This window comes from Exiguobacterium sp. R-39 (assembly GCF_049942815.1).
Lineage (GTDB): Bacteria > Bacillota > Bacilli > Exiguobacteriales > Exiguobacteriaceae > Exiguobacterium_A.
On the sequence record NZ_CP187965.1, the window covers coordinates 1,898,469 to 1,914,336 of the forward strand.

Genomic DNA, 15,868 nt, shown 5'->3' on the forward strand with positions numbered 1-15,868 from the left:
ATCCCATCCTTAATTAGCGAGTGAGAGGGACGCAACAAACGCACGGGCCCAACGATCCGACTCTAAAATCTGGTCCAAAGACGGATCTTCGATGTTTTCATGTGCTTGAAGAGCCGCCTCGACGCTCGCTTCAATTTCTAAAAAGCTGATTTCCCCTTTTAAAAAACGGTCAACAGCTTGTTCGTTCGCAGCATTGAGCACGGAAGGCATCGATCCACCCGCACGTCCTGCTTCAAACGCAAGACGAAGCAATGGATAACGTTCAAATGAAGCTTCCGCAAAATTCAGGCGTCCGATTTGTTTTAAGTTTAACCGTTCTCCCCCTTTGATTTCAAGGCGGGACGGATATGTAAGGGCATATTGAATCGGTTCACGCATATCCGGCATCCCGAGTTGCGCCATAACCGCACCATCATTGAATTCGACCATCGAGTGGATGATGGATTCCCGGTGAAGGACGACATCGATTTCATCGTACGTGACATCAAACAACCAGTGCGCTTCGATGACTTCAAATCCTTTGTTCATCATCGTCGCCGAATCAATCGTAATTTTGGCCCCCATTGACCAGTTCGGATGGTTTAGCGCCTGCTCGACTGTTACGTTTGCCAACTGTTCCCGTGTTTGATCACGGAAACTGCCGCCGGATGCGGTTAAGATGATTTGTCGGACGTCTTGGCGACGTTCGCCATTCAGACATTGGAAAATCGCGGCATGTTCACTATCGACCGGAAGAATAGCGACACCTTTTTCACGTGCTTTTTTCATGACGAGGTGTCCGGCTGTCACTAGTGTTTCTTTGTTTGCCAACCCGATCGCTTTTCCCGCTTCAATGGCGGCAAGCGTAGGACGAAGCCCGACGGCACCGACGACGGCTGTAATGACGATATCCGCTTGTTCTGCTGTTGCGACAGCAATCAATCCTTCTTCACCGACGAGCACTGTTGGCGCGTAATCAAGAACAGCTTCGAGTTGTTCTTTTACTGTCTCGTCTAAGACAGCTACCAGCTCCGGACGTAAACGATTCAGCCAGGGTAAGGCAACCTCGATGTTTTTCCCGAACGCAAAGCTGACCAGTTGGAAACGGTCTGGATTTGCTGCGATGACATCTAACGTTTGGGTCCCGATTGATCCAGTTCCCCCAATGATACTAACCTGTTTCATCCTTTTTCCTCCTTATCCGAATATACCGAGTACAATCAGAACGGTAAAGACAATGATCATACTGTCGAACCGGTCAAGAATCCCACCGTGTCCGGGTAATAATGCTCCGGAATCTTTTACGCCATAATGACGTTTATACGCTGACTGGACTAAATCGCCTAATTGACCGACGACGGCAACGATCAGTGCCAACAATACGACAGTTCCGAGACCGACTGTCGGGTGAATCAGTTCAAACACCACTCCGAGTACGATCGCAAGAACGACACCACCGAGTGCTCCTTCAACTGTTTTATTGGGGCTGATGGCTGGCCACAATTTTGTTTTCCCCAGACTTTTCCCAACGAAGTAAGCACCCGAATCCGTGAACCAGATCAGTAAGATGATCAGTAAGGAAAACGTCAAACCGTTTTCAAGCAACCGAATGTACGTAAACGATGCGAATCCTATTCCGACATAGACTGCAGTCAACAGCAAAAAGGCCACATCGTCGAAGGTGAATACGTTTTTGGAGAACACTGTCCAAAATAAACCGATCAAGACAATTAACATGCCCCATGCAATCGGAGACAGCCCGAGTGACAGCGACTGTTCGCTGGCCTGTTCATACAACCCGATGAACGGAAGTAATGTTCCCGCTCCGAACAACAGGACCGGAATTGACTTGAACGACAATTGTCGCATTTTAATCAGTTCGGTATACCCGATGATTGTCAAAATTGCCATGAAAGCAAGGAATGGGAGTCCTCCTAGATAAAGCAATACTAAAAAGATGGCACCTGCCCATATTCCTGTAATAATTCGTGTTTTCATAAGATATGTCCTCGTTTAGTCAGACTCCGCCAAAACGACGCGTCCGTTGATTATAGTCTTCAATCGCCGCTAAGAACTGGTCACGCCGGAACTCGGGCCATAAGACATCTGTAAAGTAAAATTCGGCATAGGCAGCTTGCCATAATAAAAAGTTGGAAAGTCGTTGTTCCCCACTCGTACGAATGACGAGATCGACATCTGTCATCGAACCTGTCATTAATTCTTGTTCAATGACTTCGTTCGTAATCATGTCAGGCCGCAATACACCGGCTTGCACTTTTTCAGCGATTTTTTGCATGACTTGAACGATTTCATCCCGTCCTCCATAATTGAGGGCAAAAATCAACCGAAGTCCTGTATTGTCCGCTGTATCCGTTTTGGCTTGTTGAACGGCTTCCCGTGTATAAATCGGCAGACGCGAAATTTCTCCCGCCACTTCGACTTTGACGTTCCGTTCATTCAAATCTTTAAGATCCGACTCTAAAAATTGGGCCGGCAGTTTCATCAGGAAACTGACTTCTTCTTCAGGACGCGTCCAGTTTTCGGTTGAAAAAGCATATAACGTCAAACTTTTCACACCTAATTCATTTGCCGTCCGAACAACTTCCCGGACAGATTTCATCCCTTCACGATGCCCCATGATACGGGGAAGGCCTCGTTTTTTTGCCCAACGTCCGTTTCCATCCATAATAATCGCAATATGTTCAGGAACTTGTTGTTCAATCACTTCTTTAGTCTGATTTAACCATTGAAACATTTACTTCTTCCTCCCCTCGTTTAGTTTAAGAAGAAAGGGACTCTTCGTGTGACAAAGAGTCCCCAACCTGACAATATTACGTGTCATACTTCCATAATTTCTTGTTCTTTATCCGTCGCCGTTTGATCAAGTACTTTAACGAATTTGTCCGTTAATGTTTGAACGTCTTCTGTGTAACCGCGGAGGTCATCTTCAGTCAACACGCCGTCTTTTTCTTGTTTTTTCAGTTGTTCGTTCGTATCACGACGAATGTTCCGAAGAGCGACTTTTCCTTCTTCCGTGTACTTTTTGACAAGTTTCACGAGTTCTTTCCGACGATCCTCTGTCAATGGTGGAATCGCTAATCGAATGACTGTCCCGTCCGAAGAAGGAGCAAGCCCTAGGTCTGCACGTTGAATCGCTTTTTCAATTTCTGTCACCATCGATTTATCCCACGGTGTAATCAAAATCAAACGCGCTTCCGGTGTGTTGACGTTTGCGACTTGATTGAGTGGTGTCGGTGAACCATAGTAGTCCACTTGAACCGGATCAAGGATTGATACGTTCGCACGTCCTGCACGTAACGTCGCAAGTTCTTTTTTCAATGACAGATGTGCTTTCTCCATCCGTTCTTCTGCTTGTTTCATGATTGCTTGTGACATGTTATTTCCCCCTTACAAGTGTCCCGATTTCATCACCGATGACGACTCGTTTAATGTTTCCTTCTTCCATCAACGAGAATACGATGAGCGGGATGTCATTGTCCATACAAAGTGATGTTGCCGTTGAATCCATGACTTGAAGACCGTCTTTAAGAACATCCAAGTAAGATAATGTCTCAAATTTCTTCGCATCTGGATCAACATTTGGATCAGCCGAGTAGACACCATCGACGTTGTTTTTCGCCATTAAGATGACTTCCGCCTCGATTTCAGCTGCCCGAAGCGCCGCTGTCGTATCTGTTGAGAAATACGGATTCCCTGTTCCGGCTGCAAAGATAACAACCCGTCCTTTTTCAAGATGACGCATTGCCCGACGGCGGATGTATGGTTCAGCGACTTGTCGCATTTCAATCGACGTCTGAACACGTGTTTCGACACCAACGGATTCCAGGCTATCTTGTAAAGCGAGCGAGTTCATGACGGTCGCAAGCATCCCCATATAATCGGCATTTGCCCGGTCCATCCCAAGCTCCGCTCCCGTCTTACCGCGCCAAATGTTTCCTGCACCTACGACGACTGCGACTTCTACGTTCAATTCGACTAGTTCTTTAATTTGATTCGAAATCGAATTGACAATCCCAGGATGAATTCCGAACCCTTGATCTCCTGCGAGCGCTTCTCCGCTCAATTTTAACACAATCCGGTTATATTTCGGTTGCATGACTATGTCCCCCTTGCTAAATTCCGTAAAAAAGGAACACGACCCACTTCCACACGAAAGTGGATTGAAGCATACGTGTTCCTTCTCTTGTCATCAGGAAATCCTGATTCTTATTTTTTAAGTTGGTTCATTACTTCTTCAGCGAAGTTTTCTTCACGTTTCTCCATACCTTCTCCAACTTCGAAGCGTACGAATGAAACGATTTTTCCGCCTTTAGATTCTACATATTTACCAACTTTGAAGTCTGGATCTTTGACGAATGTTTGGTCAACGAGGCAGATTTCTTCGTAGAATTTGTTCATACGACCAGCAATCATTTTCTCAACGATGTTAGCAGGTTTGCCTTCGTTGAGTGCTTGCTCTGTAAGAACTTTTTCTTCACGTGCTTTTTCTTCTTCTGTGACAGAAGAACGGTCGACGTAAAGTGGGCGCGCTGCAGCAATGTGCATTGCGATATCTTTTGCAACAGTTTCGTCTGTTGTGCCTTCGACGACGACGACAGAACCGATACGACCACCCATGTGGAGGTAAGAACCGAATGCTGCGTTGTCTTCTTTAGCGAAGAGCGCTACACGACGAAGTGAAATTTTCTCTCCGATTGTTGATGCTTCTTCTGAGATGTATGTGTCGATTGTTTTTCCTGCTTCGTATTCAGAAGCAAGTGCTGCTTCAGCCGTTTCAGAACCATTGCGGAGTACTGCATCTGCAATGTTTTGAACGAGTGATTGGAAACGTTCGTTTTTCGCAACGAAATCTGTTTCTGAGTTGATTTCAACAAGTGCTGCTTTGTTGCCGTTAACTGCGACAGCTGTCAAACCTTCTGCTGCAATCCGGTCGCCTTTAGCTGCTGCTTTAGCGATTCCTTTTTCACGCAAGAAGTCGATTGCTGCGTTCATGTCCCCATCAGCTTCGACGAGTGCTTTTTTGCAGTCAAGCATCCCTGCACCAGTTTTTTCACGAAGTTCTTTTACCATAGCTGCTGTAATAGCCATTCGATATTCCTCCTTATAACGTCCTTATTTTCAAAAAAAAGGTGATAAAAGGTCAATTCCCTTTATCACCTGGCATCACGAATTACTCAGCGTCTGCTACTACTTCTTCAGTAGTTTCAGGTGCTACGTTATCTTCGCCTTGTTTAACTTCGAGGATTGCGTCAGCCATTTTACCAGTAAGCAATTTGACTGCACGGATCGCATCGTCGTTTGCTGGGATGACGTAGTCGATTTCGTCCGGATCACAGTTTGTGTCAACGATCGCAACGATTGGGATGTTGAGTTTGTGTGCTTCTGCAATCGCGATACGCTCTTTGCGTGGGTCAACGATGAAGAGTGCATCTGGAACGCCTGGCATATCTTTGATACCGCCGAGGAATTTCTCAAGACGAGTCATTTCTTTTTTAAGAATGATGACTTCTTTTTTAGGAAGAACTTCGAATGTACCGTTCTCTTCCATTTTTTCGAGTTGTTTTAAACGGTTGATACGTTTTTTGATTGTAGAGAAGTTCGTGAGTGTTCCACCTAACCAACGTTCGTTGATGAAGTATTGACCAGCACGGATCGCTTCTTCTTTCACAGTGTCTTGAGCTTGTTTTTTCGTACCAACGAAAAGAACGTTTCCGCCTTCAGACGCTACTTCACGGATGAAGTTGTAAGCTTCGTCTACTTTTTTAACCGTTTTTTGTAGGTCAATGATGTAGATTCCGTTACGTTCTGTGAAGATGTATTTTGCCATTTTTGGGTTCCAACGGCGTGTTTGGTGACCGAAGTGTACACCAGCTTCTAACAATTGTTTCATCGAGATTACTGCCATGATGAATTCCTCCTTTTGGGTTTTGGATGTCCTCCGCGATGATCGTTGTTCCAGCTAACCTATTAAAGGCACCGCAGCCGGCGATACATGCGTGCGTAATTAACACCGTAGACTAATATAGCATAAAGTTTAACGCCGGGCAACCTTCGTTTTCTGAGAAAGTTTAGCAATCAAGGCCACTTCTCCGGCTCCCCGGTTCAGTGAACGTGCCAATTGATCTAAATCAGCACCTTTTTCGAGTTGATCTTTAACATCCAACACAGGCGATTCTTCCACCCGGTCGTCCGGTTTGTCTTCTTTTGAAAATACTTTGACCGGTTCAGAAGAATAATCGGGTCGCTCTGATTCTTCAGCTACAATGATTTCGCCTTTCCATTCTTGTTCGACAGGAGTCGACGGGCGGGATCTTACCTCCCCTTCCGTCAGCTCATTCACCTGTTGCATGAATTGTAACAGAATTTCTTCCGTTTCCTGCTTCTGTCGTTCAAGATGTGTAACGCGGTCCTTCAAAAGCGCTTGTTGCTTAAATAATAACAAAAGACCGTAACAAATGAGTGCTGCTAGCAAAATATAAAAAAGTGTCATGGTATGTCCTTTCACATCGCGACGCGGTCAGAAAGATAAGCACTTCCTAACGCTTGTTTCAGTTTTCGGAGCGCTTTCGAATGAATCTGTGAAATTCGTGAAGTAGATAGGCCAAGTACTTCCCCGATTTCCGTCAATGTCAGTTCTTCAAAGTAAAAGAGGGACACAACGTATTGTTCCTTCTCGGACAATTGCTCCACTTCTTCGGCAAGCTTCGAAATCAGCTCGCGCATCAAAAGTGTATCCTCAGGTGTCGCTGCATCTGGATCCAGATAGGAAACGGCCATCGCTTTTCCTTCGTCTTGAAGCGTCACTGCTTCATCGATCGATAGAATATTCGCAAAATAGCTCTCAGCAAGTGCCGTCTTGACTTCTTCCGGGTTCATATCAACAATCGATGAAACTTCATCAATCGTCGGGGTCCGTTGAAGACTTTGTTCTAAAATCTCGACAGCAGCTTCGACCCGCTTTGATTTTTCCCGTAACGACCGGGGTAACCAATCAATTTTTCGTAAGCCGTCTAAAATGGCGCCGCGAATACGAAATGCTGCATACGTATCAAATTTATTATTGTGATTTTGGTCGAATTTTTGAAGAGCATCATACAATCCCATCATCCCAAGACTTTTTAATTCATCACGATCGACACTCTTCGGAAGTGTCGCGCTGAGACGCTGAACGTGGTAGTGCACAAGAGGTTCATAATTTAGCAGTAACTGGTCAGCTACCGCTACATCACGCGTCGATAGCCATTGATTCCAAAGTTGTTGTAATTCCTCACGCATGACCATTCCTCCTCTAAATTTCCAGCGTTCCGACGTTGACTGTCCGGATGACTAACCGTCCAGTCTGAGAATGGAACTCGATCGTTCGACCATTTGTTCCACCAACGTCTTCCGCAACGAGTGGGACGTTCGCTTTTCGTAAAGCCAATTTTACCGCCGCAATATTTCGTTCACCGATTCGCATCGATTCGTGTTCATATTTAAATTGAAACATTTGTGCACCACCGGCAATTTTTGCCCGGAGACGAATTGCTCCACTATGACGAAGACGGCGTGTCAACTCGACGACGGCCGTATCGGCGAACTTTCCGATTTCCAGTGCGATATTCCGACTGATTGCCGAGTCCGGTAACATCACGTGTGCCATACTCGACAGTCCACGCTCTTGATCGTAGATAATGACACCGACACAAGAACCTAAACCAGCCGTCCGAAGAATGATTGGTTTTTGGCTGACTGCATATTCTGCAATTCCAATCCGAACGACTTCATCCATCAATATCCACACCCAATCGTTGAAAGACCGAATCAAAGGCACCTTCTTCAGGTAGTAACAATAAATGACCATTCAAATCATTACCTGAACTGGATAAACGTGTATCGATGTATACTGCCATGTTACCAAATTTTGTTGACTCAAGTAAGGCAACTTCCAAAATTGCTCCTACCATATCAAAAGCAGAGGCCGGGACCGTGACATGGACGGATAAATCCAGCCAATCGGAAATCGAGCGGGCATAAGCGCCGATTAAGATATTCCCGATCTCTTCCCATGCCGAAACACCAAGCGCATGGTGCTCCGAAAAAAATTGAAATGGCTGTTGCAATAACTGCGAAACGAGTTTCTCAGCATCCTTGAGCGGCATTAAAAATAATAAGGATGCTTTAATATCCCCAGAAAACCGAAGGAGTGCTCCTGCTGTGTAGGCTTCAGCACCTCCGACCCTCTCAATGATGGTCGAGAACCCTTCCAAGTCCGCTGAAGGGACTTCGATTTCAACCGGTTGTCCCAGCAACGTGGATAAAGCGGTTGCCGCATGTGCTGCCCCGATATTACCAATTTCTCGAAAGACATCCTGTTCCATTCGATTAAGCATGGATAATCTCTTCAAATAAACGGTTTGGTTCGAGTAAAGAGAACAGTTGGTCTTCCCCTTTAGCGATGGCTGTTAAATAGTTTGTCTCATCTTGTTTTGAATCTGCCAGCGGTTCAATCCGGACATCTGCTGCTTCAACGACTTCATTTGCACAATCCACGATGAATCCTGCATCTCCATGTTCCAGTGTTGCGATGATGATACGCGTTTCTTCTGTTTCTTCGACGGCCTCAAATCCTAAACGCGTCCGCAAATCAATCACGGGTGTAACGACTCCGCGTAAGTTAATGACACCTTTGACATAGGATGCGGCATTGGGGATACGTGTGATCGGAATGACACGTTCGATTGAACGAACCGATTGCACATCAATTCCATATGCATTTTCTTCTAATTGAAAGACGACCCATTTTTGTTCCATTCTTCATTCCCTCACTTTCGTAACAGTGCATTGCTGTCAATGATTAACGCAACTTGTCCGTCACCCAGAATCGTCGCACCTGAAATCGCACGAATCCCCTCAAGATAACTGCCTAACGGTTTCATGACGATTTCCTGTTGTCCTATCAGTTCTGAGACTATCAACCCTGCTAATTTCTCACCACTTCGGACGACGACGACAGAATAGGCATCTGCCTCCACATGTGGTAATCCGTATACTTGATTTAATGAAATCAATGGAACAAGCTGGCCACGGAAATCGAATACCTTTTCCCGGTGGGCTTGTAAAATGGCGTCCTGCTTCAGCGATGTCGTTTCAAGGATGGCTGTTAACGGGATGGCATACGTTTCTTCTCCCAACTTGACGAGCATCGCAGAAATAATCGATAACGTCAGCGGTAAACTGATTCTGAAAATCGTTCCTTCTCCGCGTTTCGTCTCGACGAAGACTTCTCCACCGAGCGATTCAATTTTCGATTTAACGACGTCCAGCCCGACACCACGACCTGATAAGTCGGTGACGGTTTCTGCCGTCGAGAATCCAGGCGCGAACAATAACATTGCCGCTTCTTCCGGCGTCAACATCGCCGCCTCTTCTTCCGTCAACAATCCTTTTTCAAGGGCGATTTTTGTCACCCGTTCCTGATTGATTCCTGCGCCATCATCTTCAATCTCAATGAAAACACGGTTTCCGGAATGATAGGCCCGGAGGGAAAGATTTCCTTCAACTGCTTTCCCGGCTAAAATCCGGTCGGCTTTGCTTTCAATTCCATGGTCGACCGCATTTCGAATCAAGTGGACGAGTGGATCCCCAATTTCATCAATGACCGTCCGGTCGAGTTCCGTTTCTGCTCCTGTAATGTGGAGCTTGATGTTTTTGCCGACATCTTTCGATACCGAACGTACCATCCGCGGGAAACGATTGAAGACTTGTTCGATTGGCATCATCCGTAACGTCAGGACCAGTGACTGCAGTTCATTTGTTCCGCGTTTAATCCGTTCAACCGTCTCCGTCAAATCAGAAGAACCGGCTTCTGCCGCAATCCGCTCGAGACGTCCACGATCGATGATGAATTCTTCAAACAGATTCATCAATCGATCAATCCGCTCGAGGTTGACACGAATCGTTTTTGCCGCAACCGGTGTTTGCGTCTCGTTCGAAGTATCCGTTGCCGGACTGACGACCGGCGTTTCAACCGGCTCAAGCAATGTCGCCGCTGCTGCTGGTTCGACCGGCACTTCGAATGGCTGAATCAACACTTGAGCGACTTCCGAAACGGCTTTGATTTCACCTTGAATGTCTTCAGCAGATTTCATCGTCACGAACAAGACATCAAAACGGGTCTCGAATTGTTCCTGTTCCAGTTCATCCGAAGTCGGATTCGACAAGATGACATCCCCGAGGTTTTGCAACCGGTCAAATACCATATACACCCGGGCTGCCTTCAAAATGACATCCGCCGATAACTCCACCGTAATGACATAGGCTTGATAACCGGAAGCCATCGATTGACGGACAACCGACTCAGAGTAGACATCACACTCAAAGTTTTTCACGACTGTTGCTGCAGGTTTGTCCGTATCCTGACCTGGTTCCGAATCCTTATTGATAAACTGTTTCAAACGAACGACGGTTGTTGCTACATCCAGCTTCCCGGTACCACCTTGACTGATATCCTCGACCATCGTTTCTAACTGTTCAGCTGCGACAAATAGTACATCAATTAATTCGGGTGTAGCAGGTTGTGTCTTCGAACGGACTAAATCAAGTGCACTTTCCATTTCGTGTGTTAAATCGGCAATGGCATCATACCCCATTGTTCCGGCCATCCCTTTTAAAGTATGAGCGGATCGGAAAATTTGATCGATAACGGCTTCATCGTCGAGTCGTTGTTCAAAAATCAGCAAACTCGAGTTAATGGCTTGTAAATGTTCAATCGATTCATCAAGAAACAATCCTAAATATTCATTTAAATCCATGGAACGTATCCTCCTTTATGGTTAGCGGACACGGCTATGCCGTTTTTTCAAACGATTCAGTAACCGGTCTAAAAATTTCTGTTCCTGGACCTGAAGTCCTGTCAGCGATGTCGTGATATGATCAAGTCGCCAACTGACATCACTCGTCCGATCAAATACATAAAATGGTCGTTGGGCTTTGACTGCCTTCATGACAGTCGGATCATCCGGCAAAAAACCGACGAAGCGCAACGATTTTCCCAAAAAGTTCTGACTGACCTGTTGTAGCCGGTCAAACGTTTCAAGCGCTTCTTGTCCGTTCGTTGCCCGATTGACGATGACAGCGACAGGAAGTTCATTTGCATGGTGATGCGCAAGTTTGACGAAAGCATATCCGTCCATGATCGACGTCGGTTCAGGCGTCACGACCAGCCATGCTTCATCCGCACTACTGATGAAATCAAAAGTCTGATGTGTCGCTCCGGCACCTAGATCAAGTAAGACGAAATCATATTCATAGAAAAACCGAAACTCGCTCATCATGAATTCGACATCATGATCCGTCAGATCCATCAGTTCTGTGAATCCGCTCCCGCCATGAATGAAATGCAGATCCGGCGTCGCTTCGACGACCGCTTGTGTCAAGGGTGACCGTTCCTTGACACAATCCATTAATGAAACTTTCGACGATTTTCCGAGTAGCACACCGACATTCGCCATACCGATGTCCAAATCAATGATTAATACTTTTTTAGCTTGCAACGATAACGCGACACCCAGATTCACCGCGACATTCGTTTTTCCGACCCCACCTTTACCGCTGACGATGGCAATGGTTTTGGTCTGCCGTACGGAAACTTTTGATCTTAACGCTCGTGCCTGATCCTCTGGCATCATCTTAACCCTCTTTCTACAATCATTCGGGAAACTTCTGCACTTGTCGGCCAGATGATGTCTTCAGGTACTTCTTGTCCGGTCGTCAGACAAAACACAGGCAACTGTGTCTTTTTCGTAAGTCCGTAAATCGACCACAAATCTGTTGTCTCATCGGCTTTGGTAAAAATGAATCCGGACAACGGTACTTGATCGAACCGTTGTTGAATCTGTTCTAAATCGCGGTACTTCGACGTTAAGCTGAGTACAAGAAATACATCTGTCTCTGAAAAATCATGCCGCTTTTTTAACTGTTCGACATAACCCGCGTCAAGAAAATTTCTTCCCGCCGTGTCGATTAGGATAACGTCACAGTCGGATAAGTCGACTTTCGCTTGTTCGAATTCTTGTAAATCATAGGCGACGTGTAACGGAATATCGATGATGTCGGCATAAGTCCGTAATTGTTCGATGGCTGAAATCCGATATGTATCCGTCGTAATCAATCCAACGGTTTGTTGTTTCGTGAGACGGTAATAAGCAGCCAGTTTGGCAAGGGTCGTCGTTTTTCCGACTCCCGTTGGTCCGGTCACCATGATGAAACGGGAAGTTGCCGTCGTGACTTGAATAGGAGCAGTCACAGTCGTGATGAAGGCTTGTTCGACCTGTCTCACATCATTGGTCTTGTAGTAAGTTGACACTAATAAATCATAGAGTGCCTCCGCTTCATGTTGCAGGGCAGGTTCAGCGAGCAAGACTTCGTATGAGCTAAGCGCTTCCGGCAACCGCCGTGAACTGAACGAGACAATCTTCGGGCTAAGCGGCTCCATCATTGATGGGTGACTTTGAACGACTGATTTAGTTGGTTGTAGCTCATCCGAGACCCGTTTTACAGGCTGTGTTGTTTTTTCGACCGGATGTTCTTCGACTGAGGCGACGAGCTCCACTTTTTTTTGTGCAAACAAGCCGAACAAACCGCCCACTTTGATCTGCCGTGTGTTCAAAATGATGGCATCATTTCCTAAGTCTTGTTTAACCAGTTCCATCGCTTCGCTGACAGAATTTGCGATAATTCGTTTTACCATCATGTGTTAAATCACCCCAATACTCTTGACTTCAATGGTCGGAATCAGTTCGTTATAAGACAGAACAGGCACATCCGGGAAATAACGTTCTGTTAATTGACGAACAAACATCCGAATACTTGGCGATGCCAAAACGATTGGCTGAGCTCCGTATCGTTCGAATTCTGCCGTCAATTCATTTAGTGACTCGATGAAACGTGTTGCCTTATCCGGATCAAGCGCCAAATAATTGCCGAACTCCGTTTTTTGAATCGCTGACTGGATCTCCATCTCCAGTTCACTCGATACCGTCACAACGTGTAAGACGTCTCCTTGTAAGACTTGTTCCGTAATTTGTCGAGCCAATGCTTGACGGACATATTCAGCCAACAAATCACTATCTTTCGTCACGGCAGCATAATCGGCCAATGTCTCAAAGATGAGCGGTAAGTTTCGAATCGAAATTTTTTCTTTTAACAACTGCACGAACACTTTTTGTAGCTCGCCGATCGACAACAATTGTGGTGTCACTTCGTCGACTAAAATCGGATGCGATTCTTTTAAATGATCAACCAGTTGTTTTGTCTCTTCCCGACCGAGTAAATCGGCCGCGTGTTTTTTCAGAAGCTCTGTCAAATGTGTTGCGACAACAGATGGCGGGTCGACGACTGTATAGCCGGACATCTCTGCTCGGCTTCTCGTCCGTTCGTCAATCCATAAGGCCGGCATCCCAAACGCGGGTTCAACCGTCTCGATACCTTGGATTTCCGGATCATCCACTCCCGGACTCATTGCCAGGTAATGATCGAGTAACAGTTCGCCGGTTGCCATCTCACTTCCACGGATTTTTATCCGGTAGTGGTTCGGTGGAAGTTGCAGATGGTCACGAATCCGGACTGTCGGTAAGACGAATCCAAGTTCAAGTGCCAACTGTCTCCGGATCATGACGACCCGGTCGAGTAAATCCCCACCTTGTGCTTCATCTGCGAGCGGGATCAAACCATAGCCAAATTCAAACTCAATTGTATCGACGTTCAAGAGGGAAATGACCGATTCGCTAGATCGCAGATTTTCAGTTGGTGCTTCTTCGACAGCCACTTCTTCTTGTGCTGCTTTTGACGTTCGTGTCAATCGCCAAGCGAAGAAAGCCGCTGCAGCCGCGACAGGAATCGTCACGTAATCGGGAATTGCTGTAAAAAGTCCTAGCAGGAAGATTGCACCGGCTCCAATCATGACGAGGAGCGGTGTCCGTGAGAGCTGACCGATGATGTCTTCTCCTAAGTTACCGTCAGAAGTCGAGCGGGTAACGATGATTCCGGTTGCAACAGAAATCAATAAGGCCGGGATTTGACTGACAAGACCGTCACCGACGGTTAACAGCGTATACAGCTTGACAGATTCCCCCATTGGTAACCCTTGTTGCACGACACCGATGATCATTCCGAAAATCAAGTTGATGATGACGATGATGATTCCGGCAATCGCGTCTCCTTTGACGAATTTCGAAGCTCCATCCATTGCTCCGTAAAAATCGGCTTCCGATTGAATTTTTTGGCGGCGTGTCCGGGCCTGTAATTCGTCAATCATACCGGAATTCAAATCGGCATCAATCGCCATCTGTTTTCCGGGCATGGCATCAAGCGTAAAACGGGCCGACACTTCCGATACCCGCTCTGATCCTTTCGTGATGACCAAAAACTGAATCAATACGAGAATCAAGAAGACGACGAATCCAACCAGGGCGTTTCCGCCGACAACGAAACTACCAAATGCTTCAATGACTTCTCCACCGTTCCCGTTCGAGAGAATCGCACGGGTCGTCGAGACGTTCAATGCCAATCGGAACAAAGTCACAATCAGTAAGAGTGTCGGGAAAACGGAAAATTCCAATGCTTCTTTCGCGTTCATTGCGACAAGTAAGACCATTAAGGCAATTAAAATATTGATGATAATGAGAAAATCGAGTAAAAATCCTGGCAGTGGAATGACGAGCATGAAGACAATCATAATGACGCCTAGCAGGACAGATAAATCTCGTGTTGAAATAGTCATGATGCTTCATCCTTTCATTTCGCTTGTTTCATTTGATAGACAAAGGCGAGTGTTTCAGCGAGTGCCTGATAAAATGATTCATCCACTGCCATTCCTATTTCTGATTTTGCGAATAATGCTCGTGCGAGCGGTCTATTTTCAATAATCGGGATCTCAGCTGCTGTCGCCTTCTCCCGAATCCGGAATGCGACAGCATCCACTCCCTTGGCGACGACAATGGGTGCGGCATGTTTGCCGTCATCATATTGAATCGCTACGGCGTAATGGGTCGGGTTCGTAATGACAACATCGGCATTCGGTATTTCTTGCATCATCCGCCGCATCGCCATCTCCCGTTGTTGCTGTTTAATTTTCCCTTTGATTTGCGGGTCACCTTCCGTATTCTTATGCTCATCCTTTAAGTCTTGTTTACTCATCCGAATCGACTTTTCAAAATCAAATTTTTGATATGCAAAATCGAGTACAGCAAGGACAATCAACGCAATACTGACCGAAATCCCTAACAGGAACGTCAGATGACCGATAATCGCCAAGGCGTCACCAATCGGTTCTGACGTCAAACGTGAAATTTCTACTTTGTTATTCCATAAGACAGTTCCGCTCGTCACACCGATGACAAGTAATTTAAAAACAGATTTTAAGAATTCAATTAATGCTTTCATGCTGACGATTCGTTTGACGCCTTGCAACGGATTGATCCGGTCGAGTTTCGGTTGAATCGATTCGGTGCTAAGCAATGCTCCGATTTGTACAAAATTCCCTAAAATGCCGATGACGACAGCCGTCAGAAAGAATGGTGCAACAAGAATACTCATTTGGACCAGCATTTCAATCATGACTTCCTGGACGCGTCCTTCTTCGACAGCGACTAAAACCGTTTGGGCGCTCAGCCCATCTTCTAATACCATGACGAACCGTTTCCCTAAAAACGGACCAAAGAAAAATAGAATCAAGAACATTCCGAACAACATCAAACTGCTCGTTAAATCAGCCGACTTTGCGACCTGACCTTTTTTCCGAGAGTCATCACGTTTTCGGGGTGATGCCTTTTCCGTCTTTTCGCCCGCAAAATACTGGAGGTCAAGCGTTAATGTGTATTTTTTCATC

General features: G+C 46.0%; 17 protein-coding genes. All 17 read right to left on the minus strand.

Features of this window, described 5'->3' with window-relative positions; genetic code table 11:
* Nucleotides 1-9: 9 nt before the first annotated feature.
* The 17 genes from ACP26N_RS10085 to flhB all read right to left on the minus strand — a co-directional run bounded on the left by ACP26N_RS10085 (nt 10) and on the right by flhB (nt 15,867).
* Entirely contained in the window at nt 10-1,164 is a 1,155-nt protein-coding gene (locus ACP26N_RS10085; protein ID WP_131502569.1) for a 1-deoxy-D-xylulose-5-phosphate reductoisomerase, read from the minus strand.
* 12 nt (nt 1,165-1,176) lie between these two features.
* On the minus strand, nt 1,177-1,977 hold the full coding sequence (locus ACP26N_RS10090) for a phosphatidate cytidylyltransferase (RefSeq protein WP_131502570.1): 801 nt from the start codon (nt 1,975-1,977) through the stop codon (nt 1,177-1,179).
* 19 nt (nt 1,978-1,996) lie between these two features.
* The gene (locus ACP26N_RS10095; protein WP_131502571.1) at nt 1,997-2,734 is read right to left on the minus strand and encodes an isoprenyl transferase; all 738 of its coding nucleotides are present in this window, start codon (nt 2,732-2,734) and stop codon (nt 1,997-1,999) included.
* A gap of 83 nt (nt 2,735-2,817) precedes the next feature.
* Nucleotides 2,818-3,375: a ribosome recycling factor gene (gene frr / locus ACP26N_RS10100; protein ID WP_114595519.1), complete on the minus strand. Its 558-nt coding sequence runs from the start codon at nt 3,373-3,375 to the stop codon at nt 2,818-2,820.
* A gap of 1 nt (nt 3,376) precedes the next feature.
* Nucleotides 3,377-4,096: a UMP kinase gene (gene pyrH / locus ACP26N_RS10105; protein WP_026828033.1), complete on the minus strand. Its 720-nt coding sequence runs from the start codon at nt 4,094-4,096 to the stop codon at nt 3,377-3,379.
* Nucleotides 4,097-4,206: 110 nt separating this feature from the next.
* On the minus strand, nt 4,207-5,088 hold the full coding sequence (tsf, locus tag ACP26N_RS10110) for a translation elongation factor Ts (protein WP_114595518.1): 882 nt from the start codon (nt 5,086-5,088) through the stop codon (nt 4,207-4,209).
* Nucleotides 5,089-5,170: 82 nt separating this feature from the next.
* Nucleotides 5,171-5,905 carry a 30S ribosomal protein S2 gene (gene rpsB / locus ACP26N_RS10115; protein ID WP_012370721.1) on the minus strand — a complete coding sequence of 245 codons (735 nt, stop codon included), beginning with the start codon at nt 5,903-5,905 and terminating at the stop codon, nt 5,171-5,173.
* Nucleotides 5,906-6,034: 129 nt separating this feature from the next.
* Entirely contained in the window at nt 6,035-6,490 is a 456-nt protein-coding gene (locus ACP26N_RS10120; RefSeq protein ID WP_426353769.1) for a hypothetical protein, read from the minus strand.
* Nucleotides 6,491-6,501: 11 nt separating this feature from the next.
* Nucleotides 6,502-7,275: a FliA/WhiG family RNA polymerase sigma factor gene (locus tag ACP26N_RS10125; protein WP_114595516.1), complete on the minus strand. Its 774-nt coding sequence runs from the start codon at nt 7,273-7,275 to the stop codon at nt 6,502-6,504.
* Nucleotides 7,276-7,288: 13 nt separating this feature from the next.
* Entirely contained in the window at nt 7,289-7,771 is a 483-nt protein-coding gene (locus tag ACP26N_RS10130; protein ID WP_131502573.1) for a chemotaxis protein CheD, read from the minus strand.
* A complete protein-coding gene (locus ACP26N_RS10135; protein WP_114595514.1) occupies nt 7,764-8,372 on the minus strand; it encodes a chemotaxis protein CheC in 609 nt (202 codons plus the stop codon). Before ACP26N_RS10135 ends, ACP26N_RS10130 begins: the two co-directional genes overlap by 8 nt.
* Nucleotides 8,365-8,793 carry a chemotaxis protein CheW gene (locus ACP26N_RS10140; protein WP_026828027.1) on the minus strand — a complete coding sequence of 143 codons (429 nt, stop codon included), beginning with the start codon at nt 8,791-8,793 and terminating at the stop codon, nt 8,365-8,367. Before ACP26N_RS10140 ends, ACP26N_RS10135 begins: the two co-directional genes overlap by 8 nt.
* Before the next feature lie 11 nt (nt 8,794-8,804).
* Complete coding sequence (locus ACP26N_RS10145; protein ID WP_426353771.1) at nt 8,805-10,793, minus strand: chemotaxis protein CheW; 1,989 nt, start codon at nt 10,791-10,793, stop codon at nt 8,805-8,807.
* A 21-nt stretch (nt 10,794-10,814) separates the two neighbouring features.
* Complete coding sequence (locus ACP26N_RS10150) at nt 10,815-11,669, minus strand: MinD/ParA family protein (RefSeq protein WP_131502575.1); 855 nt, start codon at nt 11,667-11,669, stop codon at nt 10,815-10,817.
* Nucleotides 11,666-12,733 (minus strand): AAA family ATPase, encoded by a 1,068-nt coding sequence (locus ACP26N_RS10155; protein WP_188004504.1) that lies wholly within the window; start codon nt 12,731-12,733, stop codon nt 11,666-11,668. Before ACP26N_RS10155 ends, ACP26N_RS10150 begins: the two co-directional genes overlap by 4 nt.
* A 3-nt stretch (nt 12,734-12,736) precedes the next feature.
* Complete coding sequence (gene flhA, locus ACP26N_RS10160) at nt 12,737-14,761, minus strand: flagellar biosynthesis protein FlhA (protein ID WP_131502577.1); 2,025 nt, start codon at nt 14,759-14,761, stop codon at nt 12,737-12,739.
* A gap of 14 nt (nt 14,762-14,775) precedes the next feature.
* Entirely contained in the window at nt 14,776-15,867 is a 1,092-nt protein-coding gene (gene flhB, locus ACP26N_RS10165; protein WP_131502578.1) for a flagellar biosynthesis protein FlhB, read from the minus strand.
* Nucleotide 15,868: the final 1 nt, after the last annotated feature.